26 protein-coding genes are annotated in these 26,645 nt (G+C 63.0%); 14 read left to right on the forward strand and 12 right to left on the reverse strand.

Features of this window, described 5'->3' with window-relative positions:
• The first annotated feature begins 22 nt into the window (after positions 1-22).
• The 11 genes from rsfS to BW992_RS10840 all read left to right on the forward strand — a co-directional run bounded on the left by rsfS (position 23) and on the right by BW992_RS10840 (position 10,478).
• Positions 23-448 carry a ribosome silencing factor gene (gene rsfS, locus BW992_RS10790; RefSeq protein ID WP_072395809.1) on the forward strand — a complete coding sequence of 142 codons (426 nt, stop codon included), beginning with the start codon at positions 23-25 and terminating at the stop codon, positions 446-448.
• Between the two features lie 9 nt (positions 449-457).
• Positions 458-925: a 23S rRNA (pseudouridine(1915)-N(3))-methyltransferase RlmH gene (rlmH, locus tag BW992_RS10795; protein ID WP_003185785.1), complete on the forward strand. Its 468-nt coding sequence runs from the start codon at positions 458-460 to the stop codon at positions 923-925.
• Positions 926-935: 10 nt separating this feature from the next.
• Positions 936-2,831, forward strand: a complete 1,896-nt coding sequence (gene mrdA / locus BW992_RS10800; RefSeq protein ID WP_072395811.1) for a penicillin-binding protein 2 — start codon at positions 936-938, stop codon at positions 2,829-2,831.
• 31 nt (positions 2,832-2,862) lie between these two features.
• Positions 2,863-3,966 (forward strand): rod shape-determining protein RodA, encoded by a 1,104-nt coding sequence (gene rodA, locus BW992_RS10805; protein ID WP_165887857.1) that lies wholly within the window; start codon positions 2,863-2,865, stop codon positions 3,964-3,966.
• 17 nt (positions 3,967-3,983) lie between these two features.
• Positions 3,984-4,994 carry a lytic murein transglycosylase B gene (gene mltB, locus BW992_RS10810; RefSeq protein ID WP_072395815.1) on the forward strand — a complete coding sequence of 337 codons (1,011 nt, stop codon included), beginning with the start codon at positions 3,984-3,986 and terminating at the stop codon, positions 4,992-4,994.
• Positions 4,994-6,004 (forward strand): septal ring lytic transglycosylase RlpA family protein, encoded by a 1,011-nt coding sequence (locus BW992_RS10815; RefSeq protein ID WP_076406197.1) that lies wholly within the window; start codon positions 4,994-4,996, stop codon positions 6,002-6,004. The genes mltB and BW992_RS10815 overlap by 1 nt, the downstream gene beginning before the upstream one ends.
• A gap of 165 nt (positions 6,005-6,169) precedes the next feature.
• The gene (locus BW992_RS10820) at positions 6,170-7,327 is read left to right on the forward strand and encodes a D-alanyl-D-alanine carboxypeptidase family protein (protein ID WP_072395825.1); all 1,158 of its coding nucleotides are present in this window, start codon (positions 6,170-6,172) and stop codon (positions 7,325-7,327) included.
• Between the two features lie 80 nt (positions 7,328-7,407).
• Positions 7,408-7,683, forward strand: coding sequence for a DUF493 domain-containing protein (locus tag BW992_RS10825; RefSeq protein WP_072395826.1), 276 nt, complete (start codon positions 7,408-7,410; stop codon positions 7,681-7,683).
• Positions 7,683-8,330, forward strand: a complete 648-nt coding sequence (lipB, locus tag BW992_RS10830; protein ID WP_072395827.1) for a lipoyl(octanoyl) transferase LipB — start codon at positions 7,683-7,685, stop codon at positions 8,328-8,330. Before BW992_RS10825 ends, lipB begins: the two co-directional genes overlap by 1 nt.
• Before the next feature lies 1 nt (position 8,331).
• Positions 8,332-9,354: a lipoyl synthase gene (gene lipA, locus BW992_RS10835; protein ID WP_072395828.1), complete on the forward strand. Its 1,023-nt coding sequence runs from the start codon at positions 8,332-8,334 to the stop codon at positions 9,352-9,354.
• A gap of 167 nt (positions 9,355-9,521) precedes the next feature.
• Positions 9,522-10,478 (forward strand): S66 peptidase family protein, encoded by a 957-nt coding sequence (locus BW992_RS10840; RefSeq protein WP_076406199.1) that lies wholly within the window; start codon positions 9,522-9,524, stop codon positions 10,476-10,478.
• A 104-nt stretch (positions 10,479-10,582) separates the two neighbouring features.
• Here BW992_RS10840 and BW992_RS10845 read toward each other — a convergent pair whose 3' ends face one another.
• The 5 genes from BW992_RS10845 to leuS all read right to left on the reverse strand — a co-directional run bounded on the left by BW992_RS10845 (position 10,583) and on the right by leuS (position 16,898).
• Positions 10,583-11,905 (reverse strand): lytic murein transglycosylase, encoded by a 1,323-nt coding sequence (locus tag BW992_RS10845; RefSeq protein WP_072431397.1) that lies wholly within the window; start codon positions 11,903-11,905, stop codon positions 10,583-10,585.
• A gap of 73 nt (positions 11,906-11,978) precedes the next feature.
• Complete coding sequence (arfA, locus tag BW992_RS10850; protein ID WP_072395834.1) at positions 11,979-12,143, reverse strand: alternative ribosome rescue factor ArfA; 165 nt, start codon at positions 12,141-12,143, stop codon at positions 11,979-11,981.
• Between the two features lie 365 nt (positions 12,144-12,508).
• Positions 12,509-13,546 carry a DNA polymerase III subunit delta gene (gene holA / locus BW992_RS10855; RefSeq protein ID WP_072395836.1) on the reverse strand — a complete coding sequence of 346 codons (1,038 nt, stop codon included), beginning with the start codon at positions 13,544-13,546 and terminating at the stop codon, positions 12,509-12,511.
• 50 nt (positions 13,547-13,596) lie between these two features.
• Entirely contained in the window at positions 13,597-14,202 is a 606-nt protein-coding gene (locus tag BW992_RS10860) for an LPS-assembly lipoprotein LptE (RefSeq protein ID WP_072395838.1), read from the reverse strand.
• Between the two features lie 89 nt (positions 14,203-14,291).
• Complete coding sequence (gene leuS, locus BW992_RS10865; protein WP_076406201.1) at positions 14,292-16,898, reverse strand: leucine--tRNA ligase; 2,607 nt, start codon at positions 16,896-16,898, stop codon at positions 14,292-14,294.
• Between the two features lie 292 nt (positions 16,899-17,190).
• Between leuS and BW992_RS10870 the strand changes: the two genes are divergently transcribed.
• Both BW992_RS10870 and BW992_RS10875 read left to right on the forward strand, forming a co-directional pair.
• Positions 17,191-17,511 (forward strand): hypothetical protein, encoded by a 321-nt coding sequence (locus tag BW992_RS10870; protein WP_072395842.1) that lies wholly within the window; start codon positions 17,191-17,193, stop codon positions 17,509-17,511.
• Between the two features lie 101 nt (positions 17,512-17,612).
• A complete protein-coding gene (locus tag BW992_RS10875) occupies positions 17,613-18,374 on the forward strand; it encodes a YdcF family protein (protein WP_076406203.1) in 762 nt (253 codons plus the stop codon).
• 169 nt (positions 18,375-18,543) lie between these two features.
• On the opposite strand, the gene lnt is transcribed toward BW992_RS10875, so the two are convergent.
• The 5 genes from lnt to miaB form a co-directional block, all read right to left on the reverse strand.
• Positions 18,544-20,067 carry an apolipoprotein N-acyltransferase gene (gene lnt / locus BW992_RS10880; protein ID WP_076406205.1) on the reverse strand — a complete coding sequence of 508 codons (1,524 nt, stop codon included), beginning with the start codon at positions 20,065-20,067 and terminating at the stop codon, positions 18,544-18,546.
• Between the two features lie 27 nt (positions 20,068-20,094).
• Entirely contained in the window at positions 20,095-20,934 is an 840-nt protein-coding gene (locus BW992_RS10885; RefSeq protein ID WP_072395868.1) for an HlyC/CorC family transporter, read from the reverse strand.
• 40 nt (positions 20,935-20,974) lie between these two features.
• Positions 20,975-21,433 (reverse strand): rRNA maturation RNase YbeY, encoded by a 459-nt coding sequence (ybeY, locus tag BW992_RS10890; protein ID WP_072395870.1) that lies wholly within the window; start codon positions 21,431-21,433, stop codon positions 20,975-20,977.
• Positions 21,426-22,436 (reverse strand): PhoH family protein, encoded by a 1,011-nt coding sequence (locus BW992_RS10895; protein ID WP_072395872.1) that lies wholly within the window; start codon positions 22,434-22,436, stop codon positions 21,426-21,428. The genes ybeY and BW992_RS10895 overlap by 8 nt, the downstream gene beginning before the upstream one ends.
• 204 nt (positions 22,437-22,640) lie before the next feature.
• Complete coding sequence (miaB, locus tag BW992_RS10900) at positions 22,641-23,969, reverse strand: tRNA (N6-isopentenyl adenosine(37)-C2)-methylthiotransferase MiaB (protein WP_165887259.1); 1,329 nt, start codon at positions 23,967-23,969, stop codon at positions 22,641-22,643.
• Positions 23,970-24,102: 133 nt separating this feature from the next.
• Between miaB and BW992_RS10905 the strand changes: the two genes are divergently transcribed.
• Positions 24,103-24,432 carry a DUF1820 family protein gene (locus BW992_RS10905; RefSeq protein WP_024780849.1) on the forward strand — a complete coding sequence of 110 codons (330 nt, stop codon included), beginning with the start codon at positions 24,103-24,105 and terminating at the stop codon, positions 24,430-24,432.
• Between the two features lie 136 nt (positions 24,433-24,568).
• Here BW992_RS10905 and BW992_RS10910 read toward each other — a convergent pair whose 3' ends face one another.
• Both BW992_RS10910 and hemL read right to left on the reverse strand, forming a co-directional pair.
• Positions 24,569-25,123: a tetratricopeptide repeat protein gene (locus BW992_RS10910; RefSeq protein WP_072395876.1), complete on the reverse strand. Its 555-nt coding sequence runs from the start codon at positions 25,121-25,123 to the stop codon at positions 24,569-24,571.
• Positions 25,124-25,341: 218 nt separating this feature from the next.
• A complete protein-coding gene (hemL, locus tag BW992_RS10915) occupies positions 25,342-26,625 on the reverse strand; it encodes a glutamate-1-semialdehyde 2,1-aminomutase (RefSeq protein WP_072395888.1) in 1,284 nt (427 codons plus the stop codon).
• Between the last annotated feature and the right edge of the window lie 20 nt (positions 26,626-26,645).

A 26,645-nucleotide genomic window follows, 5' to 3' on the forward strand; every position in this document is an offset into this window, starting at 1 on the left:
ATATGAGCAAAACGAGTTTTATATGACGAACAAAGACACCGTAATCGAGAACCCGATGGTCAAAGTGATCGTCGATGCCCTGGAAGACGTGAAGGCCCAGGACATCCAGGTTCTGGATGTTCGCGAAAAGCAAAGCATCACCGACTACATGATCATCGCCACCGGTACCTCCAATCGCCAGATCAACGCGATGCTGGAAAAGGTCCGTGAAGAGGTGAAGAAAAAGGGCCTCAAGCCTCTGGGCGAAGAAGGCAAGGGCGACAGCGACTGGGTACTGCTGGACCTGGACATCGCCATCGTGCACATGATGACCGCCTCGGCACGCCAGTTCTACGACCTGGAGCGCCTGTGGGCCGGTGCCGAGCAGAGCCGTGCGGCCGATGCCCGTCACCACAGCCCGGAAAACACCCATGAGCACTTCACCAAGCTCAACAAAGACCAGCAATAAGGGACCGCTGTGCGACTGCGCCTGATCGCCGTCGGTTCCCGCATGCCCAAGTGGGTCGAAGAGGGCTGGCATGAATATGCCAAGCGTCTTCCGTCCGAGCTGGCCCTGGAACTGGTGGAAATTCCGCTCAACACCCGTGGCAAGAACGCCGACGTGGCGCGCTTCATCCGCCAGGAAGGCGAAGCCATGCTGGCCAAGGTCGGGCCGAACGAGCGGATCGTCACCCTGGAGGTCCATGGCAAGCCCTGGAGCACCGAGCAACTGGCGGTGGAGCTCGATCGCTGGCGGCTGGATTCGCGCACGGTGAACTTCATGGTCGGCGGTCCGGAAGGGCTGGCGCCGGAAGTCTGTGCCCGGGCCGACCAGCGCTGGTCGTTGTCGCCCCTGACGTTGCCGCACCCGCTGGTGCGGATCCTGATCGGTGAACAGCTGTATCGTGCCTGGACAGTCCTGTCCGGGCATCCTTACCACAAGTAATCCAGCCCTCATGCCCCAGCCGATCCGCATCAAGGACCACGAAAAAGACGCCCGCCTGGTGCGCAGTCGCGTCGTGTTCGGTGCCATCACTGTGGTGGCGCTGATTGGCGTGCTGATTGCGCGGCTCTATTTCCTGCAGGTCATCCAGTACGACTATCACTCCACACTGTCGGAAAACAACCGGGTGCATGTCCAGCCGATTCCGCCGACTCGCGGGCTGATCTTCGACCGCAATGGCGTGGTGGTGGCCGATAACCGGCCCAGCTTCAGCCTGAGCATGACCCGCGAGCGTTCCGGCGACTGGCAGAAGGTGCTCGACGTGATCGTCGAAGTGCTGCAGCTCACGCCCGAGGACCGGGCCATCTTCGAGAAACGCATGCGCCAGGGGCGGCGGCCGTTCGAGCCGGTGCCGATCCTGTTCGAGCTGACCGAGGAACAGATCGCCCTGATCGCGGTGAACCAGTTCCGCCTGCCCGGCGTCGAGGTGGTGGCACAGTTGGTCCGGCATTATCCCCAGGGGCCGCACTTTGCCCACTCGGTGGGCTACATGGGGCGGATCAACGAGAAAGAGCTCAAGACCCTCGACCCGGTCAACTACAGCGGTACGCACCACATCGGCAAGACCGGCATCGAGCGCTTCTACGAGGCCGAGCTGCATGGCCAGGTGGGCTACGAGGAAGTCGAGACCAACGCCCGGGGCCGCGTGCTGCGGGTGCTCAAGCGCACCGACCCGATTCCCGGCAAGGACATCGTGCTGAGCCTGGACATCAAGTTGCAGGAAGCCGCCGAAGCGGCGCTGGGCGGGCGGCGGGGGGCCGTGGTGGCGCTGGACCCCAACACCGGTGAAGTCCTGGCGATGGTCAGCCAGCCGAGTTTCGATCCGAACCTGTTCGTCACCGGCATCAGTTTCAAGGCCTACGCCGAGCTGCGCGACTCCATCGACCGGCCGCTGTTCAACCGTGTGCTGCGCGGTCTTTATCCCCCGGGTTCCACCATCAAGCCCGCGGTGGCGATTGCCGGCCTCGACGCCGGGGTGGTGACCGCCTCGAGCCGGGTCTATGACCCTGGCTACTACATGCTGCCCAACTACGATCACAAGTACCGCAACTGGAACCGTACCGGCGACGGTTACGTGGATCTGGAAACGGCCATCATGCGTTCCAACGACACCTACTTCTACGACCTGGCCCACAAGCTGGGAATCGACCGGCTGTCGTCCTACATGACCAAGTTCGGGATCGGCCAGAAAGTCTCCCTGGACATGTTCGAGGAGTCGCCGGGCCTGATGCCGTCCCGGGAATGGAAGCGGGCGACCCGCCGCCAGGCGTGGTTCCCGGGTGAAACCCTGATCCTGGGGATCGGCCAGGGCTACATGCAGGCCACGCCGTTGCAACTGGCCCAGGCCACGGCCCTGGTGGCCAGCAAGGGCAAATGGCACCGTCCGCACCTGGCCAAGACCATCGAGGGCCAGACCCCCGTGGACCCGGATCCGATGCCGGACATCATCCTGCGCAATCCGTCGGACTGGCAGAAGGTCAACAACGGCATGCAGCAAGTGATGCATGGCGCCCGGGGCACGGCGCGCAAGGCGGCCATCGGCTCGCCGTACCGGATCGCCGGCAAGAGCGGTACGGCCCAGGTGGTCGCCATCAAGCAGGGCGAGAAGTACGACCGTTCCAAGGTCCAGGAGCGCCATCGCGACCACGCCCTGTTCGTCGGTTTTGCCCCGGCCGAGAACCCCAAGATCGTCGTGTCGGTGATGGTGGAGAACGGTGAGTCCGGTTCCGGCGTCGCCGCGCCGGTGGTGCGTCAGGTCATGGACGCCTGGCTGCTGGATGAGCACGGTCAGCTCAAGCCTGAATTCGCAAGCCCTATCAGCGCGGAGGCTACGGCCCGTGAAGAGTAATTTCGACCGGATCCTCTCCAGCGAAGACGTGATGCGCCGTCGCGCCACCCTGCTGCAACGCATGCACATCGATGGACCATTGCTCATCCTGCTGCTGATCCTGGCCGCCGGCAGCCTGTTCGTGCTGTATTCGGCCAGCGGCAAGAGCTGGGACCTGCTGGCCAAGCAGGCCACTTCGTTCGGTATCGGCCTGGTGTCGATGATCGTCATCGCCCAGTTGGAGCCGCGCTTCATGGCACGCTGGGTGCCCCTGGCCTATGTCGTCGGCGTGAGCCTGCTGATCGTCGTGGACGTGATGGGCCACAACGCCATGGGCGCCACGCGCTGGATCAACATTCCCGGGGTGATCCGCTTCCAGCCTTCGGAATTCCTGAAGATCATCATGCCGGCGACCATCGCCTGGTACCTGTCCAAGCGCTCCCTGCCGCCGCAACTCAAGCATGTGTGTATCAGCCTGTTGCTGATCGGCATCCCGTTCATCCTCATCGTGCGCCAGCCGGACCTGGGCACGTCGCTGCTGATCCTGGCCGGCGGCGCCTTCGTGCTGTTCATGGGCGGGCTGCGCTGGCGCTGGATCCTGAGCGTGATCGCCGCCGCCGTGCCGGTGTCGGTGGCCATGTGGTACTTCGTGATGCACGACTACCAGAAGCAGCGGGTCCTGACGTTCCTGGACCCGGAGAGCGACCCGCTGGGCACCGGTTGGAACATCATCCAGTCCAAGGCGGCCATCGGCTCGGGCGGTGTGTTCGGCAAGGGCTGGCTGATGGGCACCCAGTCGCACCTGGACTTCCTGCCGGAAAGCCACACCGACTTCATCATCGCGGTGATGGGCGAGGAGTTCGGCCTGGTGGGCATCTGCCTGCTGCTGCTGATCTACCTGCTGCTGATCGGTCGGGGGCTGGTCATCACTGCCCAGGCCCAGACCCTGTTCGGCAAGTTGCTGGCGGGCAGCCTGACCATGACGTTTTTTGTTTATGTTTTCGTCAACATCGGTATGGTCAGTGGCTTGTTGCCCGTGGTGGGGGTGCCGTTGCCCTTCATTAGCTACGGAGGAACTTCGCTGGTGACGCTACTGTCAGCGTTTGGGGTTTTGATGTCGATTCATACACACCGCAAGTGGATCGCTCAGGTTTGAATAAGGTGAAGAGTTCAATGCAAGCAATGCGTGGCTGGTCGACGCGACATGTTCCGTGGATCGGCCTGGTCGGCTTCCTGGGCGCTGCGTCGCACGCCTTGGCCGGCGAATACGAAGGCTCGCCGCAGGTGGCCGAATTCGTCGGTGAAATGACCCGCGACTATGGCTTCGCCGGTGAGCAACTGATGGGCGTGTTCCGCGAGGCCGAGCGCAAACAGTCGATCCTCGATGCGATTTCCCGGCCCGCCGAGCGGGTCAAGCAGTGGAGCGAGTACCGGCCGATGTTCATCACCGAGGCGCGCATCGCCCGGGGCGTGGACTTCTGGCGCCAGCATGAGGCCGCCCTGGCCCGCGCGGAGCAGGAATACGGTGTGCCGGCCCAGGTCATCGTGTCCATCATCGGCGTGGAGACCTTCTTTGGCCGCAACACCGGCAACTTCCGGGTCATCGACGCCTTGTCGACCCTCGGCTTCGATTATCCGCCGCGCGCCGAGTTCTTCCGCAAGGAGTTGCGTGAATTCCTGCTGCTGGCCCGCGAAGAACAGGTCGATCCGTTGACCCTCAAGGGTTCCTACGCCGGGGCCATGGGCCTGCCGCAATTCATGCCCAGCAGTTTCCGCGCCTATGCAGTGGATTTCGACGGCGACGGCCACATCAATATATGGACCAACCCCACCGATGCCATCGGCAGCGTCGCCAGCTATTTCAAGCGTCACGGCTGGGAAGCCGGCCAGCCGGTGGTCAGCCGTGCCGACGTGCGTGGCGACCAGGTGGACCAGGGGCTGAGCGAGGGCATCGAGCCGACGAAAACCGTCGGGGAGTTGCGAGCGTTGGGCTGGTCGAGTCATGATGCGCTGCGTGATGACATGCCGGTCACCGCCATGCGCCTGGAAGGCGAACAAGGGCCCGAATACTGGATGGGCCTGAAGAATTTCTACGCGATCACGCGTTATAACCGCAGTGTGATGTACGCCATGGCCGTGCATCAGCTGTCTGAAGAGCTGGTAAAAGCACGGGGCGTCAAATAATGCGGGCATTGCCTACCTGTCAACCCCTGAAGCTCGTGGCATTGGCCGCGTTGTCGCTGCTGGTCGTCAGCTGTTCGACCAGCCGCGCGCCGGCCCAGAAGAACAGCACCGCCGTGCGTGCCACGCCGGGCCTGGACATCAACCGTGCCCACAAGGACGGCGCGCCGTGGTGGGACGTGGATGTCTCGCGCATTCCCGATGCCACGCCGACCCTGCACACCGGTCCCTACAAGGCCAACCCCTATACGGTACTGGGCAAGACCTACTTCCCGATGGCCGATTCCAAGCGTTATGTCGCTTCGGGCACGGCCTCCTGGTATGGCACCAAGTTCCACGGCCAGAACACCGCCAATGGCGAGGTGTACGACCTGTATGGCATGAGCGCGGCCCACAAGACCCTGCCGCTGCCCAGTTATGTCCGGGTGACCAACCTGGACAACAACAAGAGCGTGATCCTGCGGGTCAACGACCGCGGGCCGTTCTATTCCGACCGTATCATCGACCTGTCGTATGCGGCGGCGAAAAAACTCGGTTACGCTGAAATCGGCACCGCGCGGGTCAAGGTCGAGGGCATCGACCCGCAGGAATGGTGGGCCCAGCGAGGCCGTCCGGCGCCTTTGATGCTCAACGAGCCGAAAGTGGCGCAGAATGCGGCGCCGGCGGTGACGGCTTCCACCGGAACGGTGGAGCAGTGGACGCCTCCGCCGCAGCAGCACGCCGCGGCCGTCGTGCCGATGCAGGTCGAGGCAAAAAAAAACGCTTCTGCAATGGCGTCTGGCCAGTATCTGCAAGTGGGCGCGTTCGCCAACCCGGACGCTGCAGAACTGCTACGGTCGAAGCTGAGCACGATGGTGAGCGCTCCGGTGTTCATCAGCTCGATCGTGCGCAACCAGCAGACACTGCATCGGGTGCGCCTGGGGCCGATCGGTTCTCCGGGTGAGGTCCAGCAGGTCCAGAACAGCGTGCGCCTGGCCAATCTCGGTTCGCCGAGCCTGGTCACCGCCGAATGATTTGATTCAAGGCCCGCTTGCGGTTCGAGCGGGTCAGGTTGTTGGCTCCATGAATAACAAAAGCCCGGCAAGGGATGTGAGTGAGCAACTTAAATACGCGGCAGCTCCAGGGCTGCCTGTTTAGTTTTGCCTTTGGGCAGTCCCATTAGCGATTTCGAGAGACGGATGAACATCACCACCTTTGCCAAGCGCCTTTGCCTGCTAGTCCCGCTGCTTCTTTCTCCCACCGCGTTCGCGGCCGAGATGATGCCGTCGCCTCCACAACTGGCGGCCAAATCCTTTGTGCTCATGGATGCCAGCAGCGGCAACGTGCTGGTCGAGAGCAATGGTGACCAGCGCCTGCCTCCGGCCAGCCTGACCAAGCTGATGACTGCGTACATCGCCACCCTGGAGATCCGTCGCGGCCAGATCGGCGAAAACGACCCGGTCACCGTCAGCGAAAACGCCTGGCGCACCGGCGGTTCGCGGATGTTCATCAAGGTCGGTTCGCAAGTGACCGTCAGCGACCTGCTGCACGGCATCATCATCCAGTCCGGCAACGATGCCAGCGTCGCCCTGGCCGAGCACATTGCCGGCAGCGAAGACGCGTTCGCCGACATGATGAACAAGACGGTCGCCGACCTGGGCATGACCAACAGCCACTTCATGAACCCCACCGGCCTGCCGAACCCCGAGCACTACTCCTCGGCTCACGACATGGCGATCCTGGCGCGGGCGATCATTCACGAAGACCCGGCGCACTACGCCATCTATTCCCAGAAGGAGTTCTTCTGGAACGGCATCAAGCAGCCTAACCGCAACCTGCTGCTGTGGCGCGACAAGACCGTCGACGGCCTGAAGACCGGCCACACCGAAGAGGCCGGCTACTGCATGGTGTCTTCGGCGGTTCGTGACGGCATGCGCCTGATCGCGGTCGTCTTCGGCACCAACAGCGAAGTGGCCCGTGCCGCCGAGACCCAGAAGCTGCTGACCTACGGTTTCCGCTTCTTCGAAACCCAGACCTTCTACCAGAAGGGCACCGAACTGGCCCAGGCCCAGGTCTGGAAAGGCACCAGCAGCCAGGTCAAGGCCGGCCTGGCCCAGGACCTGACCATGACCCTGCCAAAAGGCCAGCTCAAGAAGCTTGCCGCCAGCATGACCATGAATCCACAACTGACCGCCCCTATCGCCAAGGGTGACGTGATCGGCAAGGTGGAAGTCAAACTGGAAGACAAAGTGGTGCACAGCGCCGACCTGATCGCCCTGGACGCGGTCGAGGAAGGTGGTATCTTCCGCCGCATGTGGGATAGCATCCGTCTATTCTTCTACGGCTTGTTCAACTGATTCGAGTGTTGACCCTCATGGCCCCGTTCCTGTCCGGCGCGGGGCCATGTTCGTTACCACGGCTTGTGAGGCCGTACGCCATGACAGACTCTGAAGTAAAGGCGCCAAAAATCGAATTTCCGTGCGCGGATTACCCCATCAAGGTAATCGGCGATACAGGGGTGGGCTTCAAGGACAGGATCGTCGCCATCGTCGAGAAGCACGCCACCGTTGATCTCAAGAGCCTGGCCGAGCGCCAGAGCACCAACGGCAAGTACACCACGATTCAGTTGCACATCATCGCCACCGGCCAGGAACAGCTGTACGACATCAACAGCGAACTGCGGGCGACCGGTTTCGTGCACATGGTGTTGTGATGCCGGGCACGCTGGGCTTTCGCGAGCTGGGCCGGATGGCTTACGAACCGGTCTGGCATGCCATGCAGCGCTTTACCAACGAACGCGGTGACACCACCGCGGACGAAGTCTGGCTGGTGGAACACCCGCCGGTGTTCACCCAGGGCCAGGCCGGCAAGGCCGAGCACCTGCTGCTGCCGGGGGATATTCCGGTGGTGAAGGTCGACCGCGGCGGGCAGGTGACTTACCATGGCCCCGGCCAGCTGGTCGCGTACCTGCTGCTGGACGTGCGCAAGCTGGGGTTTGGCGTGCGTGAGCTGGTGACGCGCATGGAGACCTGCCTGATCGAGCTGCTGGCCAGCTACGGCGTGAGCGCCGCAGCCAAGCCGGATGCACCGGGCGTCTATGTCGACGGGGCGAAAATCGCTTCCCTGGGCCTGCGGATCCGCCACGGTTGTTCGTTTCACGGCCTGGCGTTGAACGTGGACATGGATCTTTCGCCGTTTCGACGGATTAATCCCTGTGGTTATGCGGGGCTGGCGATGACCCAGCTGCGCGATCACACAGGAACGATTGAATTTGCCGAGGTAAGTGCCCGGCTGCGCGCGCAGCTCGTCAAACACCTCGACTATGCTGAGCAGACGACCCTCACGGGCGGAATCGACTGATATGACTACTGATGCAGTGCAAACCATGATCCCGACGCAGGATGTTACCGAACGTCCGGCTCCGCGTGCCAAGGTCGAGGCCGGCGTAAAGCTGCGCGGCGCCGAGAAGGTTGCACGCATCCCGGTCAAGATCATCCCGACCACCGAGCTACCCAAGAAACCGGACTGGATCCGCGTGCGTATCCCGGTTTCCCCGGAGGTCGACCGGATCAAGGCGCTGTTGCGCAAACACAAGTTGCACAGTGTCTGTGAAGAGGCTTCCTGCCCGAACCTGGGGGAGTGCTTCTCCGGCGGCACCGCGACGTTCATGATCATGGGGGACATCTGCACCCGTCGTTGTCCGTTCTGCGACGTGGGCCACGGCCGTCCGAAACCATTGGATGCAAGCGAGCCGGAAAACCTGGCCGTCGCCATCGCCGACCTGAAGCTCAAGTACGTGGTCATCACGTCGGTGGACCGCGACGACCTGCGTGACGGTGGTGCCCAGCACTTCGCCGACTGCATCCGCGAGATCCGCAAGCTGTCGCCGAACGTGCAGCTCGAAACCCTGGTGCCGGACTACCGTGGCCGCATGGACATCGCCCTGGAAATCACCGCCGCCGAGCCGCCGGATGTCTTCAACCACAACCTGGAAACCGTACCGCGCCTGTACAAGGCCGCGCGTCCGGGGTCGGACTACCAGTGGTCGTTGACCCTGCTGCAACGTTTCAAGCAAATGATGCCGCACATCCCCACCAAGTCCGGCCTGATGCTGGGCCTTGGGGAAACCGACGACGAAGTCATCGAGGTCATGAAGCGCATGCGTGAACATGACATCGACATGCTGACCCTGGGCCAGTACCTGCAACCGTCGCGCAGCCATCTGCCGGTCCAGCGCTTCGTGCACCCGGATACCTTTGCCTGGTTCGCCGAGGAAGGCTACCGGATGGGCTTCAAGAACGTCGCTTCCGGTCCGTTGGTGCGTTCCTCGTACCATGCCGACGAGCAGGCGAAGCTGGTCAAGGCCGAGCTGCTGGGTTCCTGATTCGGCGGCCAGCCTCCAGAATGCCCGCGCGGTGTCTCGCCAGCGGGCATTTTTTTGCCTCGGATTTCTGTAAATTCAGCCTTTCTTGTAGCAACCGGCGGCGATCCCTTCTGTTCGGGCTCGTTCCTGACTACTGTGTGTGCATCACTTCCCAGGGAGATCCATGGATGACCGTTCGACCCACGCACGCCCTTTGTCCTCACCAGATGGTCCCCGCGTTGCCGCCCGAGGGGGTGATCGCCGTGATCGCGCCGGCCGGTCCCGGCGTGCTGGACACGGAAAAGGCAGTGCAATGGATGCGTGCCCGTGGCCACGAGTTGCGGATATTCCCCGGGGTCTATGAAAAGGATGGCTACCTGGCTGGCAGCGACGACGTTCGCCTCGACGACTTCCACGCCGCCTTCGCCGACCCCGAGGTCAAGGCCATCATTTGCCTGCGCGGTGGCTATGGCACGCCGCGCTTGCTGGATCGCATCGATTTCCAGCTTCTGCGCGACAACGCCAAGCCGTTTGTTGGCTACAGCGATATTACCGCGCTGCACCTGGCCATCAGCCGATACGCGGGTTTCGTCACGTTCCATGGGCCGTTGCTCAACGCCGATCTGCTGGGGGGCAAGGAGCCCTCCACCGTCACTTCGTTTTTCAGCTTCCTGCGCGGGCAGATGAAGGCGGGCAGCGTCATGATCCATCCCGAGGCCTATCCGTTGACCGTCGTGAAGCCTGGCATCGCCCAGGGGCGCCTGTTGGGGGGGAATCTGTCGATTATCGCGGCCACCATGGGCACGCCTTATCAGATCGATGCCGACGGGGTGATTCTGTTCATCGAGGACGTCAACGAGCCGCTGTACCGCATCGACCGGTTACTGACCCAGTTGCGCCTGGCCGGCACCTTGTCGCGGCTCAACGGCGTGCTGGTGGGGGATGTGGCCGGGGTGGATGGCGAGGCGCTGAATCGCTTGCTCAAGCAGACCTTCGAACCTTACGGCATCCCGGTGCTGTCCGGCTGGCGTAGCGGGCACTGCGATCCGAACCTGACCTTGCCCATGGGGGCCTTGGTGAAGCTGGATGCGGGGGGCAAGCGGTTGGTATTGGAACAGGATGTGGTGGCCGACCGTCAGGCTTGATGTTGAGCAGCCCCAGGGGTTGGATGTGTGTCCAACTCCTGGAGACAGCCCGTTTGAGCCGGGTTTCCATGTGGAAGCGAGCTTGCTTGCGGCCGCAAGGTGAGTCAGCGGTTGCGCAGGCCTTCCAGCAATTGATGGGTCGGGTACCCATCCGCCGGCCAGCCGAAGGATTGCTGGGCACTGCGAATCGCCTTGCGGGTGTTGGCGCCGATGATGCCGTCGGGGTTGCCTGCGTCGTAATTGTGCTTGCTTAGCAGGGTTTGCAGTTCGATGCGTTCGCTGCGACTCAGAGGCAGGTCATCCTTGGGCCACTGGCCGTAGATCAATCCCCCCTCTCTGAACCGCTCCGACAGCAGGCCCACCGCCAAAGCGTATGACGAGGAGTTGTTGTACTTGAGAATGGCGCGGAAGTTGTCGAGCACCAGGAACGCCGGGCCGCGATAACCGGCGGGCAGCAGCAGGGCCGCCGACAGTTGTTCGGTGCCGGGCGGGACCTGGCTGCCGCTCGGCAGGCTGACCCCCAGTTGCAGCCATTCGGAGACCGGCTTGCGGACCGAGCCATCGGCCAAGGGGTAGTTGAACCCATCCTTGAGTCGCACCTCGAACCCCCACGGCTGGCCGCGTTGCCAGCCGGAGCTTTGCAGGTAGTGGGCGGTGGAGGCCAGGGCGTCGGTGGCGCTGCCCCAGATGTCGCGGCGGCCGTCGCCGTCGAAGTCCACTGCGTGGGTGTTGTAGGTCGTGGGGATGAATTGGGTCTGGCCCATGGCGCCGGCCCACGAGCCGAGCATTTTTTCCGGTGTGATGTCGCCCTGTTGCAGGATTTGCAGCGCGGCGATCAGTTGCGCGTGGGCGAAGCCCGGGCGCCGCCCTTCATAGGCCAGGGTCGCCAGGGAGTTGATCACCGACTTGTTGCCCTGAAACTGGCCGAAGTTGCTCTCCATGCCCCACACCGCCACCAGCGCCTGGCGATCCACGCCATAACGCTGCTCGATGTTCTGCAGGACCTGGGCATTCTGCTGGATCAGGTTCTTGCCTTTGCTGACCCGCAACGGGGACAGCGCGCCATCGAGGTATTCCCAGACCGGCCGGGTGAACTCCGGCTGACTGCGATCGGCCTTGATCACGCTCATGTCCGGGCTCACGCCGATAAAGGCGCGATCGAACAGGTCGGCACGAATTCCGGCGGCCAGGGCCTCCTTGCGAAAGCTCGCTTGCCATTCGGCGAAGGTCTGGGTGGGAGCGATGTCGAGGTTGTCGCCGGTGGGCACCACAGGTGGGACCACGGCCGGAGCGGTCACGGCGGGAACGGTCTGGAGTGGTTGGGCGTCGGCGGCGGTGGGTTTTTCTGCGCAGGCGACTAGCAGCGCGAGGCTTGTGGCAGCAGCCAATTGGCGCAGGGGCCAGCGGCGAGAAAGACAGAAGGGCATGCAGGGGTCCAGAAATACAGATCAGATGCTGACCTTATCATGGGCGAGGCACAATTGGGCTGGTCCCGATGTTTCAAGCCGCCACAAAGCAAGAAGCCTCCCAGTTGTCAGACTGGAAGGCTTCGCGGCGGTAGCTGCCCTTGCCCTTGGCGGGTCGTTCCTGACGGCTTCGGAACAGGGGCTGGGCGATGATGGACTTGGCCTTGTTGGGGCCATGCCTGGATGGCTTTTTGCGCATGATCGGATCTCTCCTGGGGGATGATTTCTTGCGAGGCAAATCATGGGACAGGACTGGGTTTTTGTCCAGTCCCTGCATTGTGCAGGAAGTGACGTTCAGACGGACAGGCAATTTGTGGTGAGAGATTGCCTGTGGCGAGGGAATTTCCTGTTGGGGTGTGAAGCCGCGCTGGAGTCTGGTGCTGCAGGGTTTCAGGTGCGAATCAAGGGGGGCGCTTCGCGCCCCAGCGGGGATAAATCCCCTCGCCACAGATAAGTCCCGTTGCCACAAATGATCCCGTTGCCACAGATGAATCTCTTCACCACGGGTAGTCCCCTGCCGGGTAAGTCTCCAGTCAACGGTATGCAGTGTGCTCTGCCGTGTGTTTATTCGGCGGGTAACGGCAGGCGCTGGCCGGCCATCAACAGCGTCAACCGGCTCAGGCTCATCCACGGCGAGCCTGCGGCCTGGCCCTTGATCTGCGCATCGATGCGCTGGGCTTCCAGCAGCAACTGCGCCCAGCGCGGTGCGGAATAGCGTTGCAGGGCCTTGCTCATCAGCGGTTTGCGCTTGTCCCAGACCGGGGGGCGGGCCTGGCTGAAGGCTTTGTCCAGGGGGACGCCCTGGCTGTATTGCAGCGACAGGTTGGCCAGCAGGCGCAACTCCCGGGCCAGGGCCCAGAGGATCACCGGCGGCTCGACGCCTTCGCCCCGCAAACCCTCGAGCATGCGCAGGGCATGGGCGGCTTCGCCGTTGAGGATCGCATCGGTCAGGCCGAAGACATCGAAGCGCGCACTGTCGGCTACGGCGGCTTGCACCGTTTCCACGGTGATCTGCCCGTCTTCGGCCATCAGCTTGAGCTTTTCGATCTCCTGGGCGGCGGCCAGCAGGTTGCCTTCGACCCGGGCGGCGATCAGTTCCACTGCGTCCTGGCTGGCCGACAGGCCGGCCTGGGACAGGCGCTGACGGATCCAGCTCGGCAACTGGCTGACGTCCACCGGCCAGATCTGCACGAACTGGGTCTGTGGGCCTTCGACCAGGGCCTTGCCCCACTTGGTCTTCTGCGCGCTGCCGTCGAGTTTCGGCAGGCTGATGAGCAGTACGGTGTCCTCGGCCGGTCGTGAGCAGTATTCGATCAGCGCGGCGGCCCCTTTGTCGCCGGGTTTGCCGGACGGCAGGCGCAGTTCCAGCAAGCGTTTCTCGGCGAACAAGGACATGCTCGCACCGGCCTGGAGCAAGGTGCCCCAGTCGAAGCTGGCGTCGGCGGCGAACACCTGGCGCTCGTCGAAGCCTTGTTGGCGGGCGGCGCAGCGGATGGCGTCGGCGGCCTCCTGGCACAGCAGCGGGTCGTCGCCGCTGATGATGTAGACCGGCGCGAGGGCACCTTGCAGATGTTTGCCGAGTTGGGCGGGGGCCAGCTTCATAGACGGTTCATAAGAGAGGGCGAGCGGGGCGCGAGGGCGCCCCGCAAGGCTTATTCAGAAGGGATCTGCAGGGGCGACTGCTGCGGGGTTTGCGCCTCAGCCTTGCGTGCCGCTTCCAGCGCTTCGGCTTCTGCCTTGGCTCGGGCATCGGCGGTCTGCTGCAGTTGATCCAGTTGGGTGGGCGTCAGTTGCTGCAGGCGCAGCATCATGCGCTGTACCAGGTCACGGCGTATTTCGCCGCGCACTTCGCTGGACTCCTGGTCGGAACCGGTGATGTTGTTGCCGTCGTGCAGGTAGACCTTCTGCACCTGGAGCTTGTCGTCCAGCAGCATCAGGTTATTCCGGCCGCGCACTTCATAGCTCAGCACGCTGGACAGCTCGTACTCGGCCGAACGGCCGGCACCGGCGTAGCTCAAGCTGCGCTGGGTTTGCTGCTCGTTGGTCAGGACCAGCTTGTACGGTGCCCCGCTGTAGATTTTCACGCCGCTGCTCTCCAGCGTCTGGCGCAGCATTTTCACGGTGTCGCCATAGGCATCCCGTGCGCTGAGATCCAGCTCGGTGATGGCCAGCTCGGTGGTGCCGGTGCCCCGCAGCTGGAAGCCGCAGGCGCTCAGCAGGACGGTCAGGCCCATGACCAGCAGATTACGTTTGATCATCTTGTTGCTCCCCTTGAAACCCTATGGGCCGACAGTGCGGCCCCGCAGGTCATATTCGGCGCCCGGCCGCGGCCGGGCGCCCGATCCAATTAGCTTGCGACGATATTGACCAGTTTGCCGGGCACCACGATCACTTTACGGATCGTCAGGCCGTCGACGAAGCGCAGCACGTTTTCGTTGGCCCGTGCGGCGGCTTCGACTTCTTCGCGACTGGCGCTGGCCGGCATTTCGATCTGCCCGCGCAGCTTGCCGTTGACCTGGATGACCAGGGTCAGGTTGTCTTGAACCAGCGCGCTTTCATCCACCACGGGCCAGGAAGCGTCGATCACCGGGTCCGCGTGGCCCAGGCGATTCCACAGTTCATGGCTGATGTGCGGGGTGATCGGAGCCAGCAGCAACGTGACGGCCTCCAGGCCTTCATGCAGCAGCGCACGATCCTGTTCAGTACCTTGGGCGGCTTTTTCCAGGACGTTCATCAACGTCATCACCTGGGCGATGGCGGTGTTGAATTTGTGATTCTGGCCGACGTCATGGCTGGCCTGCTTGATGGCCAGGTGGATCGCGCGGCGGATGGCCTTCTGTTCGTCGTTCAGGACGGTGATGTCCAGCTTGCCCGGCAGGCCCTGGGTGACGTGGGCCTGGGCCAGGCGCCAGACGCGCTTGAGGAAACGGTGCGAGCCTTCGACGCCGGAGTCGGACCATTCCGCGCTCATGTCCGGTGGCGAGGCGAACATCATGAACAGGCGGCAGGTGTCGGCGCCGAACTGGTTGATCATCGACTGTGGGTCGACGCCGTTGTTCTTGGACTTGGCCATCTTCTCGGTGCCGCCGATTTCCACCGGCAGGCCATCGGCGATCAGCTTGGCGCTGATGACCTTGGCCTTGCTGTCACGCTCCAGCTCCACGTCCGCCGGGTTGTACCAGGTGTAGGCGCCGTTGGCCTCGCGGCGGTAGTAGGTCTCGGCGACCACCATGCCCTGGGTCAGCAGGTTCTTGAACGGTTCGTTGGAATTGACCAGGCCTTCGTCGCGCATCAGCTTGTGGAAGAAGCGCGCATAGAGCAGGTGCAGGATCGCATGTTCGATACCGCCGATGTACTGGTCCACCGGCAGCCAGTGGTTGGCTGCCGCCGGGTCTACCAGGCCGCCTTCATAGCGCGGCGAGGCATAGCGGGCGTAGTACCAGGAGGACTCGACGAAGGTGTCCATGGTGTCGGTTTCACGCTTGGCCGGTGCGCCGCATTTCGGGCAACTGCACTCGTAGAACTCGGGCATGCGGGCCAGGGGCGAGCCGGCACCGTCGGGTACGACGTCTTCCGGCAGGACCACCGGCAGCTGGTCTTCCGGCACCGGGACGTCGCCACAGGCGTCGCAATGCACGATCGGAATCGGGCAGCCCCAGTAGCGCTGGCGGCTGATGCCCCAGTCGCGCAGGCGGAACTGGGTGCGGGAGGCGCCCAGGTTCTTCTTGATCAGGGCCACTTCGATGGCGTCGAACGCGCCGGCGAAGTCCAGGCCGTCGAATTCGCCGGAGTTGATCAGCTCGCCGTGCTCACCGTAGGCGTCCTGCCAAGGGGCCGGGGTCTGGTCGCCCGCGCTGGTGCGGACCACCGGCTTGACCGGCAGGTCGTACTTGTGGGCGAATTCGAAGTCACGCTCGTCGTGGGCCGGCACCGCCATCACGGCGCCATCGCCGTAGTGCATCAGCACGTAGTTGGCGACCCATACCGGAAGTTTCTCACCGGTCAGGGGGTGCTCGACGAACAGCGAGGTCGGCAGGCCTTTTTTCTCCTGGGTGGCGACATCGGCTTCGGCCACACTGCCGCTCTTGCATTCGGCGATGAAGGCTTGCAGTTCGGAGTCGTTCCGGGCCGCCAGGGTCGCCAGCGGGTGCTCGGCGGCGACGGCGACGTAGGTGGCGCCCATCAGCGTATCCGGGCGGGTGGTGAAGACTTTCAGGGTACCGGCTTCGCCGATGGAGGCGACATCGTACGGGAACTGCACTTCCATGCCCCGGGACTTGCCGATCCAGTTGCGTTGCATGGTCTTGACCTGTTCGGGCCAGCCGGTCAGTTCGTCGAGACTCTCCAGCAGCTCATCCGCGTAGGCGGTGATCTTGAAGTAGTACATCGGGATCTCGCGCTTTTCGATCAGCGCGCCGGAGCGCCAGCCGCGGCCGTCGATGACCTGTTCGTTGGCCAGTACGGTCTGGTCCACCGGGTCCCAGTTCACGGTGCCGTTCTTGCGGTAGATCACGCCTTTTTCGAACAGGCGGGTGAACAGCCACTGTTCCCAGCGATAGTAGTCGGGCTTGCAGGTGGTGACCTCGCGGGACCAGTCCACCGCCAGGCCCAGGCTGCGCAGCTGGGACTTCATGTAGGCGATGTTTTCGTAGGTCCACTTGGCAGGGGCCACCTTGTTCTTCATCGCGGCGTTTTCCGCCGGCATGCCGAAGGCGTCCCAGCCCATGGGCTGCAGGACGTTCTTGCCTTGCATGCGCTGGTAGCGGGAGATCACGTCGCCGATGGTGTAGTTGCGCACATGCCCCATGTGTAGCTTGCCGCTGGGGTAAGGGAACATCGACAGGCAGTAGTAGGTTTCCTTGCCTGGCTGTTCGCTGACTTCAAAGGACTTTTGCTCGTCCCAGAAAGACTGGGCGGCGGCTTCGATTTCACGGGGCTGGTAGTGTTCGTGCATGGCTACTTTTGTACTGAATGGGGTGGCCCAATCCGCTTCGTTGCCATGCTGGACGCGAACGACGCCAAATGTGGCGCTTTCGATGCCCAGCGGAGCTGGAAGTGGAGTTACAGGAAGCGCCGTAGCATACATGACCGCGCTCCGCGGAGGGAAACCCTGATTGCGTGTCGGACCGTGTCGACAGCCGGCGCCACCGAGCGTTCAGGGCCGTTGGTCGCGGCGTCCTGCCGGTTTGCCCAGCGAAGCTAAGCTTCTCAATGGGGAGTGAGTCTTATCTTCAATGAGGTGAGGGATGGTTGAATCACAACGAAAAGTCGCTACACCGGAGTTGTATGAAAAACTGATCGATCGTCTCGGGGTGGCCCTGGACGCTGCAAGAACCGCCGGTCGCTTGCGCGATGAGCGTCCGGCAGAGCTGGAACTGCGTGGCTTGAGCCCCGCAGAGTTCGAACTGGTCAAGGCTTACCTCGAACAGGTCGGACATCAGGCCCGCACAAGCGGGGCCCAGGTACTCCAGCGTCTCGATGCGCCCCGTTCGGCCAAGGTTGTCTGGCTCAAGGATCGGACGCCCGACAAGGATGCTGCAAAGGTCCGGTCCATGCAGTTCAAGTAAGCCGGATTCACGCGTGCTGCTTTTTTGATTCAAGGTCTTTTCGAATCTGTTGTCGCTTTGCGTCAACCCACCTAGGCTTCGGGCATCTATGGAGATGCCCGATGCCGTTTCGCTATTTCATCAAACAGCTTTTATTACCTCCCGGCCTTCTGTTGCTGTTGCTGGCGCTTGCCTGGTGGTGGCGTGATTCCCGGCCGCGCCTGGCCCGCCTGTGTTTTATCGTGGGGCTGGGCGGTTTCTGGCTGATGAGCCTGCCGGTGGTGGTGCAGTGGAGTGCCAAGGGCCTGGAGCGCGAACCGCCTTTGCTGCACAGCGAATGGGCAGGTCTGGCCCAGCGGGCCGATGCCATCGTGATACTGGGCTCGGGCCGCGAGCGCGGCGACCTGGCCTGGGGCGCCGACCAGCCCACTGGTGTCGGCCTGGAGCGCCAGCGTTATGCGGCGCGCCTGGCCAAGGCCTCGGGACTGCCGGTGCTGACCTCCGGCGGCCTGCACTACGGCAGCCCGCCCTCCGAGGCACAGTTGATGGCCGATTCGATGCGGGACGATTTCGGCGTCACCGTGCGCTGGCAGGAAGGGCGCAGCCGCACCACTTGGGAAAATGCCCGGATGAGCGCCGAGATCCTGCTGCCGGCGGGTATCAAGCGGGTCGTGGTGGTGACCCAGGCGTGGCACATGCCACGGGCGGTCATGAGCTTCGAACGGTCGGGATTTGAAGTGGTGCCGGCGCCGGTGGGTTTCCTGGGGCAGGACAATGCGCGACCGCTGGGTGGCTGGATGCCGGAGTTCAAGTCGATCTGGCAATCAGGGCAGTTGATGAACGAGGCGGTGGGGCTGGTGGGGTATTGGTTGTTCTATCGCTGAACGGCCTTGTGATGAATGGCCTGTCTGTGGCGAGGGGGTTTTATCCCTGCTGGGCTGCGAAGCAGCCCCGAAAAAGAACCGACACTGTGGTGTGCCAGACAGTTTGAATGGGGGGCGCTTCGCGCCCCAGCGGGGATAAAGCCGCTCTCCATGGGGGCGGGAAAAGGCCTTAGACGGTCTTGGCCATCCGCCCCGCCATCAGCGCCCAGCCCACCAGCAACACACACAGGATGATCAATGGCCACGAGCGCCATTGCAGGTACGGTGTCAGTCCATGCATCGGCACCACGTCGCCATAGAGGATGCCTCGCTCGAATTGAGGGATCTGTGCGGTGATTTGCCCAAAGGGGTCGATCAGGCCGGTCACGCCGTTGTTGGTGGCGCGGATCATCCAGCGACCGGCTTCCAGGGCACGCATCTGGGCCATTTGCAAGTGTTGCAAGGGGCCGATGGACGTGCCGAACCAGGTGTCGTTGCTGATGGTCAGCAGCAGGTCGCTGCGGGCCGACAGGCCTGCGGCGAATTCTGGATAGACCACTTCATAGCAGATGAACGGCGCGATCTGGTAACCCTTGGCCTGCAGCAATGGCTGGTCGGACGGGCCGCGGGCGAAATCCGACATGGGCAGGTCGAAGAACGCGATCAGGCCCCGCAGCAGGTCCTGCAGGGGCACGTATTCGCCGAACGGCACCAGCTTCTGCTTGAGGTAGGTGCCGTCGCCTTCGCCGGTCACGGTGATGCCATTGAAATAGCGCTTCTCGTGGCGCACCAGTTGGCGAATCGGCACGCCGGTAATCAGCGCCGATTGCCGCTCGGCGGCGAAGTTGCCCATCATGTCCAGATAGCCCTGGGCAGATTCCTTGAGCACCGGGACCGCCGTTTCCGGCCAGATCAGCAGGTCGACGCGTTTGGAGGCGAAGCTCATGTCGCGGTACAGGGCCAGTTGCGCGTTGAGCTGATCGGGGTCCCACTTCATGTTCTGTTCGATGTTGCCCTGGATCGCCGCGACACTCAGCGGGTCGCCCGAAGGGCTGGTCCAGGCATGCCCCTTGAGCGCCATGCCGACGATCCACGGGCCCGCCAGCAATGCCACGCCGGCCGCGATGAATCCCTTGCGCCTGGCGCGGATCAGCCGGGGCGCGTTGTACAGCAGCGCAGCGGTCAGGGCCAGGGTGAAGGAAATCAGCCACATTCCGCCCAGCGGCGCGAGGCCGGCCAGCGGACCGTCGAGCTGGCTGTAGCCGGAATACATCCAGGGGAATCCGGTGAGGAACCAGCCGCGAAAGGCCTCCTGGCCGAGCCAGAGCGCGGCGAAGGCCAGGGCGTCGGCCAATGGGGCTTCGTTGCGCCGCAGCCAGCGGGCCCAGAGCCAGGCGGGCAGGGCGAAGAACCAGGCGATGGCGGCAACGAACAGCAGCATCAGCAGCCCGGCAAGCAATACCGAGGCGCCGCCGAAGTTATGGATGCTGACGTAGATCCAGCTGGTGCCGGCGCCAAACAGGCCGAAGCCGAAGCACCAGCCGCGGCCCCGGGCCTGGCGAGGGGAAAGCTCGCGCAACCCTGCGTAGAACAACCCCACCGCCAGCAGTGCCAGGGGCCAGATGTCGAAAGGCGCCAGGGCCAGGGTGGTGATCGCGCCGGCCGCCACGGCCAGCAGGTTACCGGGCCAGCCGGGGCGGGTTATCCAGCGCATGTATGTCCTTAGCGGGTCTCGAGTGGTTTAACGGGCGATGGGTGACAGGCGCAGCAGGTGGATCCGGCGGCTGTCGGCGTTCAGGATGCGGAAGCGCCAGGAACCGATTTCCGTGGTTTCGTTGCGCTTGGGCAGGTGGCCGAAGGCGCTCATCACCAGGCCGCCGACGGTGTCGAACTCGTCGTCGGAGAACTGGCTGTCGAAGAACTCGTTGAAGTTCTCGATCGGCGTCAGGGCCTTGATCAGGAAGTCGCCGCTGGGCAACGGCTTGATGTAGCTGTCTTCTTCCACGTCATGCTCGTCCTCGATGTCGCCGACGATCTGCTCTAGCACGTCCTCGATGGTGACCAGCCCGGCCACGCCGCCGTACTCGTCGATGACGATGGCCATGTGGTTGTGGTTGGCGCGGAACTCGCGCAGCAGCACATTGAGGCGCTTGGATTCGGGCACGAAGGTGGCCGGACGCAGCAGGTCCTTGATGTTGAAGCTGTCGCCGTTCTCCTGGAGGATCAGCGGCAGCAGGTCCTTGGCCAGCAGCACGCCCATGACATCGTCGTGACTCTCGCCGACCACCGGATAGCGCGAGTGGGCCGAGTCCACCACGGCTGGCAGGAATTCGCGGGGTGTCTGGGTCGCCTTGATGCTGATCATCTGCGAGCGCGGGACCATGATGTCCCGTACCTGCAGGTCAGCGACCTGGATGGCGCCCTCGACGATGGCCAGCGCTTCGCTGTCCAGCAGTTTGTTCTGGTGTGCATCGCGCAGCAGCTCCAGCAGCTCCTGGCGGTTTTTCGGCTCATGGGCAAAAGCCTGGGTGAGCTTGCCCAGCCATGACTTCTGCCCGTTGGTCGATCGATCTTCGCTCATAGCGATTACTCTGAATCCTTTGTCGTTACAGGTTGATGTATCAGTGTTCGTCGTCGGCGTAGGGGTCGGGATGACCCAACTCAGCTAGCAACGTTCGTTCCAGCGCTTCCATTTCCTCGGCTTCTTCATCTTCAATATGGTCGTACCCCAGAAGATGCAAGCAGCCGTGAATCACCAGATGGGCCCAGTGGGCCTCGGGGCTCTTGCCCTGTTCGGCCGCTTCGCGCTCCACCACCGGCACGCAGATCACCAGGTCGCCCAGTAGCGGAATGTCCAGCAGATCGTCGGGCACGTCGGCGGGGAACGACAGCACGTTGGTGGCGTAGTCTTTCTGCCGCCAGGTGTGGTTCAGCTCGCGGCCTTCGGGTTCGTCCACGAGGCGGATCGTCAGCTCCGAGTCGGCGCTGCGCTGGCGCAACGCCAGCTCGCACCACTGGCGGAACTGGGCTTCCTGGGGCGCGGGGTGTTCACTGGCCAGTTGCAGGTCGAGTTCAAGCATCGGGGCGATTGCCTTTGCCGTCATGCGTGTCCTCGGCCGCGCGCTGTTCGAAGCGCTCATAGGCCTCGACGATGCGCTGTACCAGTGGATGGCGCACGACGTCCTTGGGCATGAAATGGGTGAAGCTGATACCCGGCACGTCCTTGAGCACCTGGATCACATGGTGCAGCCCGGACTTGGTGCCACGAGGCAGGTCGACCTGGGTGATGTCCCCGGTGATGACGGCGGTTGAGCCGAAGCCGATCCGGGTCAGGAACATTTTCATCTGTTCGACGGTGGTGTTCTGGCTTTCGTCGAGGATGATGAAGCTGTTGTTCAATGTACGACCGCGCATGTAGGCCAGCGGCGCGACCTCGATGACCTGGCGCTCGATCAGCTTGGCGACATGTTCGAAGCCGAGCATTTCGTAGAGCGCGTCATACAGGGGCCGCAGGTACGGGTCGATCTTCTGGGTCAGGTCGCCCGGCAGGAAACCGAGCTTTTCACCCGCTTCGACTGCCGGCCGCACCAAGAGGATGCGCCGGACCTGTTCGCGCTCCAGCGCGTCCACCGCGCAGGCCACGGCCAGGTAGGTCTTGCCGGTACCGGCCGGGCCGATGCCGAAGTTGATGTCGTTGCCCAGGATTTCCTTCACGTAGCGCTGTTGATTCAAGCCGCGCGGGCGAATCATGCCTTTCTTCGTGCGCAGGGCCACGGCAGGTTCCGACGGGGCGTGGTTGTCGAGTTCTTCGACAGCCGATTCCTGCAGGAACAGGTGGACCGTGTCCGGCGACAGCTCGCTCCCTTTGGTTTCCCGATAGAGACGGCGCAGGAGGTTTTCCGCGGAGGTGGTGTGCTTGGGTTCGCCGATCAGCTCGAACTGGTTTCCGCGGTTACGGATCTCGATGGCCAGGCGCTGTTCGATCAAGCGCAGGTGCTCGTCGAATTGCCCGCACAGATTGGCGAAGCGGCGAGCCTCAAAGGGCTCGAGGATAAAGCGATGGGGTTCGATGGGTGCGTTCAAGGTCGTTTTTAGCCGCCCGGGGCAATTGAAGTGAAATCAAGGATAACGCCAGTAGGCTGGGTGTGAAAGGTCTTAAACGATCACAGGGCTCGACACTATCCCTATGGGAGCGAGCCAGCTCGCGGTGGCTGAGTGTCTGTCGACATTGGCATCAACTGATCCACCGCTATCGCGAGCAGGCTCGCTCCCACAGGCAATGGGGGGTTACTGGACCAGCGAACCCCGCAGGGAGTGCGGTTGCGCGGAGTCGATGTGCACGTCGGCGAACTGGCCGATCAGGGCCGGGGTGTCGCAGCGGAAATTGACGATGCGGTTGTTTTCGGTCCGTCCTTGCAGTTCGCCAGGGTCTTTTTTCGAGTAATCGGTCACCAGGATCCGCTGGATGGTACCGACCATTTGTCGGCTGATCTCGAAACCCTGCTGGTTCAAACGGTGCTGCAAGGCGTTGAGCCGTTCCTTTTTCAATTCCTCGGGGGTGTCGTCCGCCAGGTCGGCCGCCGGAGTGCCGGGGCGCTGGCTATAAACAAAGGAATAGGAAAAGTCGAAACCCACGTCTTCGATCAGCTTCATGGTCTGCTGGAAGTCTTTCTCGGTTTCGCCGGGAAAACCGACGATAAAGTCCGAACTGATGCAGATCCCCGGAACCGCCGCCCGCAGTTTGCGCAGTTTGGACTTGTACTCCAGCGCCGTGTGGTTGCGTTTCATGGCCGCGAGGATCCGGTCGGAACCCGATTGCACCGGTAGATGCAGGTGCTTGACCAGTTCCGGCACCTCGGCATGGGCGCGAATGAGGCTGTCGGAGAACTCCAGGGGGTGCGAAGTGGTGTAGCGAATACGGTCGATGCCGTCCACCGCCGCGACCACGCGGATCAGTTCGGCGAGGTCCGCGAGCCGGCCGTCATGGGTCAGGCCACGATAACCGTTGACGTTCTGCCCCAGCAGCGTGACTTCTCGAACGCCGTTCTCCGCCAGATGGATGATCTCGGCGATCACGTCGTCGAATGGCCGGCTGACTTCTTCGCCCCGGGTGTAGGGCACTACGCAGAAAGTGCAGTACTTGCTGCAACCTTCCATGACCGAGACATAGGCGCTCGGGCCATCGATGCGGGGCTCGGGCAGGTGGTCGAATTTCTCGATCTCGGGGAATGTGACGTCGACCTGCGGCAGCTTGGTGATGCGCGCCGCGTCGATCATTTCCGGCAGGCGGTGCAGGGTCTGCGGGCCGAAAACCACGTCAACGTACGGCGCACGGTCACGAATCGCCGCGCCTTCCTGGCTGGCCACGCAGCCACCCACGGCGATGACCATCTCCGGGTTGGCCAGTTTGAGTTCGCGCCAGCGGCCGAGCTGGGAGTAGACCCGGTCCTGGGCGCGTTCGCGGATCGAGCAGGTATTGAGCAGGATCACGTCCGCGTCTTCAGCGCGCGCGGTGACTTCCAGGGCCTGGTGCTCACCCAGCAGATCCACCATGCGCGAGCTGTCGTACTCGTTCATCTGGCAACCGTGGGTTTCGATGTAAAGCTTCTTGGCCATGGACCTGGGTCTCACGTGATTCAAAGAACCGCGCATTATAGGGAACAAGTCCCCCGGTTCCTACCGCTGTGCGAGCAACGGCTATGCTATAGTTCGCGCCCTCATTTTTACCCGCCGATGTGTTTCGCCTGCCATGACCAAACGTGAAGCTCCAATCTACAAGGTGATTTTCCTCAACCAGGGCCAGGTGTTCGAGATGTACGCCAAGCAGATCTACCAGAGCGATCTGTGGGGCTTCCTGGAGGTAGAAGAGTTCGTCTTCGGCGAGCGCACGCAGGTGGTCGTCGATCCGAGTGAAGAAAAGCTCAAGGCACAGTTCGAAGGCGTGGTGCGCAGTTTTGTGCCGATGCACTCGATCGTGCGTATCGACGAGGTGGAGCGCCTGGGCACCCCGAAAATCAGCGAAGCCCGTGGCACGGTTGGCAACGTGATGCCATTTCCGATGCCGATGCCCGAGAAGTAAGTCAAGACCGAGGTGCTCCCAATCGCGAGCAAGCTCGCTCCCACGCTGGATTGTCGATGCTCGCAAACTTGTGCGCACAGAGAGCCCATTTGGGAGCGAGCTTGCTCGCGATGAGGCCATCAAGGCCGAAGAATAGTCAGGGCAGTGGTGAAAAAGGCGTGCGCCCGTCGGCGTTCTGCAATTCCATCAGGTATTTGCGGAAGATCTGTCCCAGCACCTGGGTTGCCACTTCCAGCTCGTCGCGGGGCATCTGCTCGGCGACTTCGTCGGCGGTGTCCAGGGCTTCTTCGGCGCCATTGACCGCTGCCATCTTCAGGACAATGTAGGCCTGGACGTTATTGGCGGGTACGCCTTCGCCATGGAAGAACATGCCGCCCAGCTTGAACTGCGCCTGGGCATGGCCTTGCAGCGAGGCTTTTTCGAAATAGTCGAGGGCCAGCTTGAGGTCGCGTGGCGCGGCCTTGCCGTCGTAGTAGAACTCACCCAGCTCGTATTGCGCTTGAGCATCGCCTGCGTCCGCCGCTTTTCGACAGGCGTCGAGCGCCGGTGCGAGATCTTGTGGCTGGGTGTTGAGCGTGCAACGGCCCATCGCCGGGATCAACAACGAGTTGCCGCCTGCCTGTGCATTCGCCAGCAGGGGCTGAAGGAGCAACAGGCAGCCCAGGGCAAGGGTGCGGCCGGTGCGGTTCATGGGAATCGACTTACCTCTGAGGGGCGCGCGGACCCTCCGGGGGATCCAATAAGCGCGCATTATGAAATAAGCAGGGCCATCCTTACAAAGTCTTTACTCGTTTTTCTGCTGCTGATGGGCATCAATGGCGGCTTCAGGGGTAAAGGCGTAGGAAAAGAGGCCGGGGGCTATCGTCAATCACTGACGCTGGTGTCAGCCAGCGTCAGTTATCCACAGGCTTACTTCAGCGCAGCGAAGGCTCGTTCGGCCGCATCGAGGGTGATCTTCAGCTCGGCCTCGCCATGGGCGATGGAGGTAAAGCCGGCTTCGAATGCGCTCGGTGCCAGGTAGACGCCGCCTTCGAGCATCAGGTGGAAGAAGCGCTTGAAGCGATCTGCATCGCTGGCCATGACATCTTCGAAGGTCACGATGTCATCTGCGCCGCTGAAGTACAGCCCGAACATGCCGCCGGCCTGGGTGGTCACGAACGGGATGCCTGCGGCGTCCGCACGAATCTGCAGGCCGTCGAGCAGGCGGGTGGTGTAGTCGGTCAGCTCGGCGTGGAAGCCGGGGCGGCTGATCAGGCGCAAGGTGGTCAGGCCGGCGGCCATGGCCAGCGGGTTGCCCGACAGAGTGCCGGCCTGGTAGACCGGGCCCAGCGGCGCGATGCATTCCATGATGGCGCGCTTGCCGCCGAAGCAGCCCACTGGCATGCCACCGCCGATGATCTTGCCGAAGGTGCTCAGGTCCGGAGTCACGCCGTAATGGGCCTGGGCTCCGCCGAGGGACACGCGAAAACCGGTCATCACTTCATCGAAGATCAGCACCACGCCATGTTGGTCACACAGGCTGCGCAAGCCTTCGAGGAAACCGGGGGCCGGCGGAACGCAGTTCATGTTGCCGGCCACCGGCTCGACGATGATGCACGCCACTTCCTGGCCGACTTCGCCGAGCATCTTCTCGACTTCTTCCAGATCGTTGAACGGCAGGGTCAGGGTGTGTTTGGCGAATGCCGCCGGCACGCCGGCCGAGCTGGGCACGCCTTGGGTCAACGCGCCGGAACCGGCCTTGACCAGCAGGCTGTCGGAATGGCCGTGGTAGCAGCCTTCGAACTTGATGATGCTGTCGCGACCGGTGTAGCCGCGGGCCAGGCGGATGGCGCTCATGGTCGCCTCGGTGCCGGAGCTGACCATGCGCACCATCTCCATGGACGGCACGATGGAGCAGACCAGGTCGGCCATCTCGGTTTCCATCGCGGTCGGGGCACCGTAGGACAGGCCGTGCTCCAGTTGCCGGCGTACGGCATCCAGCACGTCCGGATGGCTGTGCCCGAGGATCATCGGGCCCCACGAGCCCACGTAGTCCACGTAGCGCTTGTCGTCTTCGTCGGTGACATATGCGCCTTCGGCGTGCTTGAAGAACAGCGGGGTGCCGCCGACGCTCTTGAATGCACGGACGGGGGAGTTCACGCCGCCGGGGATATGTTTCTGGGCGTTGGCAAACAGGGTTTCGGAACGGGACATGGTCGGTCTCTCGAAATCGG

Origin of the sequence: Pseudomonas sp. 7SR1 (genome assembly GCF_900156465.1) — a bacterium.
In the GTDB taxonomy this organism is placed as follows: Bacteria; Pseudomonadota; Gammaproteobacteria; order Pseudomonadales; family Pseudomonadaceae; genus Aquipseudomonas.

Bases quoted from the DNA above. Each gene is read 5' to 3' on its own strand.
- rsfS (WP_072395809.1), top strand. From the start codon at position 23: ATGACGAACAAAGACACCGTAATCGAGAACCCGATGGTCAAAGTGATC.
- mrdA (WP_072395811.1), top strand. From the start codon at position 936: ATGCCCCAGCCGATCCGCATCAAGGACCACGAAAAAGACGCCCGCCTG.
- rodA (WP_165887857.1), top strand. From the start codon at position 2,863: ATGCGCCGTCGCGCCACCCTGCTGCAACGCATGCACATCGATGGACCA.
- mltB (WP_072395815.1), top strand. From the start codon at position 3,984: ATGCAAGCAATGCGTGGCTGGTCGACGCGACATGTTCCGTGGATCGGC.
- BW992_RS10815 (WP_076406197.1), top strand. From the start codon at position 4,994: ATGCGGGCATTGCCTACCTGTCAACCCCTGAAGCTCGTGGCATTGGCC.
- BW992_RS10820 (WP_072395825.1), top strand. From the start codon at position 6,170: ATGAACATCACCACCTTTGCCAAGCGCCTTTGCCTGCTAGTCCCGCTG.
- BW992_RS10825 (WP_072395826.1), top strand. From the start codon at position 7,408: ATGACAGACTCTGAAGTAAAGGCGCCAAAAATCGAATTTCCGTGCGCG.
- lipB (WP_072395827.1), top strand. From the start codon at position 7,683: ATGCCGGGCACGCTGGGCTTTCGCGAGCTGGGCCGGATGGCTTACGAA.
- lipA (WP_072395828.1), top strand. From the start codon at position 8,332: ATGACTACTGATGCAGTGCAAACCATGATCCCGACGCAGGATGTTACC.
- BW992_RS10840 (WP_076406199.1), top strand. From the start codon at position 9,522: ATGACCGTTCGACCCACGCACGCCCTTTGTCCTCACCAGATGGTCCCC.
- BW992_RS10845 (WP_072431397.1), bottom strand. From the start codon at position 11,905: ATGCCCTTCTGTCTTTCTCGCCGCTGGCCCCTGCGCCAATTGGCTGCT.
- arfA (WP_072395834.1), bottom strand. From the start codon at position 12,143: ATGCGCAAAAAGCCATCCAGGCATGGCCCCAACAAGGCCAAGTCCATC.
- holA (WP_072395836.1), bottom strand. From the start codon at position 13,546: ATGAAGCTGGCCCCCGCCCAACTCGGCAAACATCTGCAAGGTGCCCTC.
- BW992_RS10860 (WP_072395838.1), bottom strand. From the start codon at position 14,202: ATGATCAAACGTAATCTGCTGGTCATGGGCCTGACCGTCCTGCTGAGC.
- leuS (WP_076406201.1), bottom strand. From the start codon at position 16,898: ATGCACGAACACTACCAGCCCCGTGAAATCGAAGCCGCCGCCCAGTCT.
- BW992_RS10870 (WP_072395842.1), top strand. From the start codon at position 17,191: ATGGTTGAATCACAACGAAAAGTCGCTACACCGGAGTTGTATGAAAAA.
- BW992_RS10875 (WP_076406203.1), top strand. From the start codon at position 17,613: ATGCCGTTTCGCTATTTCATCAAACAGCTTTTATTACCTCCCGGCCTT.
- lnt (WP_076406205.1), bottom strand. From the start codon at position 20,067: ATGCGCTGGATAACCCGCCCCGGCTGGCCCGGTAACCTGCTGGCCGTG.
- BW992_RS10885 (WP_072395868.1), bottom strand. From the start codon at position 20,934: ATGAGCGAAGATCGATCGACCAACGGGCAGAAGTCATGGCTGGGCAAG.
- ybeY (WP_072395870.1), bottom strand. From the start codon at position 21,433: ATGCTTGAACTCGACCTGCAACTGGCCAGTGAACACCCCGCGCCCCAG.
- miaB (WP_165887259.1), bottom strand. From the start codon at position 23,969: ATGGCCAAGAAGCTTTACATCGAAACCCACGGTTGCCAGATGAACGAG.
- BW992_RS10905 (WP_024780849.1), top strand. From the start codon at position 24,103: ATGACCAAACGTGAAGCTCCAATCTACAAGGTGATTTTCCTCAACCAG.
- BW992_RS10910 (WP_072395876.1), bottom strand. From the start codon at position 25,123: ATGAACCGCACCGGCCGCACCCTTGCCCTGGGCTGCCTGTTGCTCCTT.
- hemL (WP_072395888.1), bottom strand. From the start codon at position 26,625: ATGTCCCGTTCCGAAACCCTGTTTGCCAACGCCCAGAAACATATCCCC.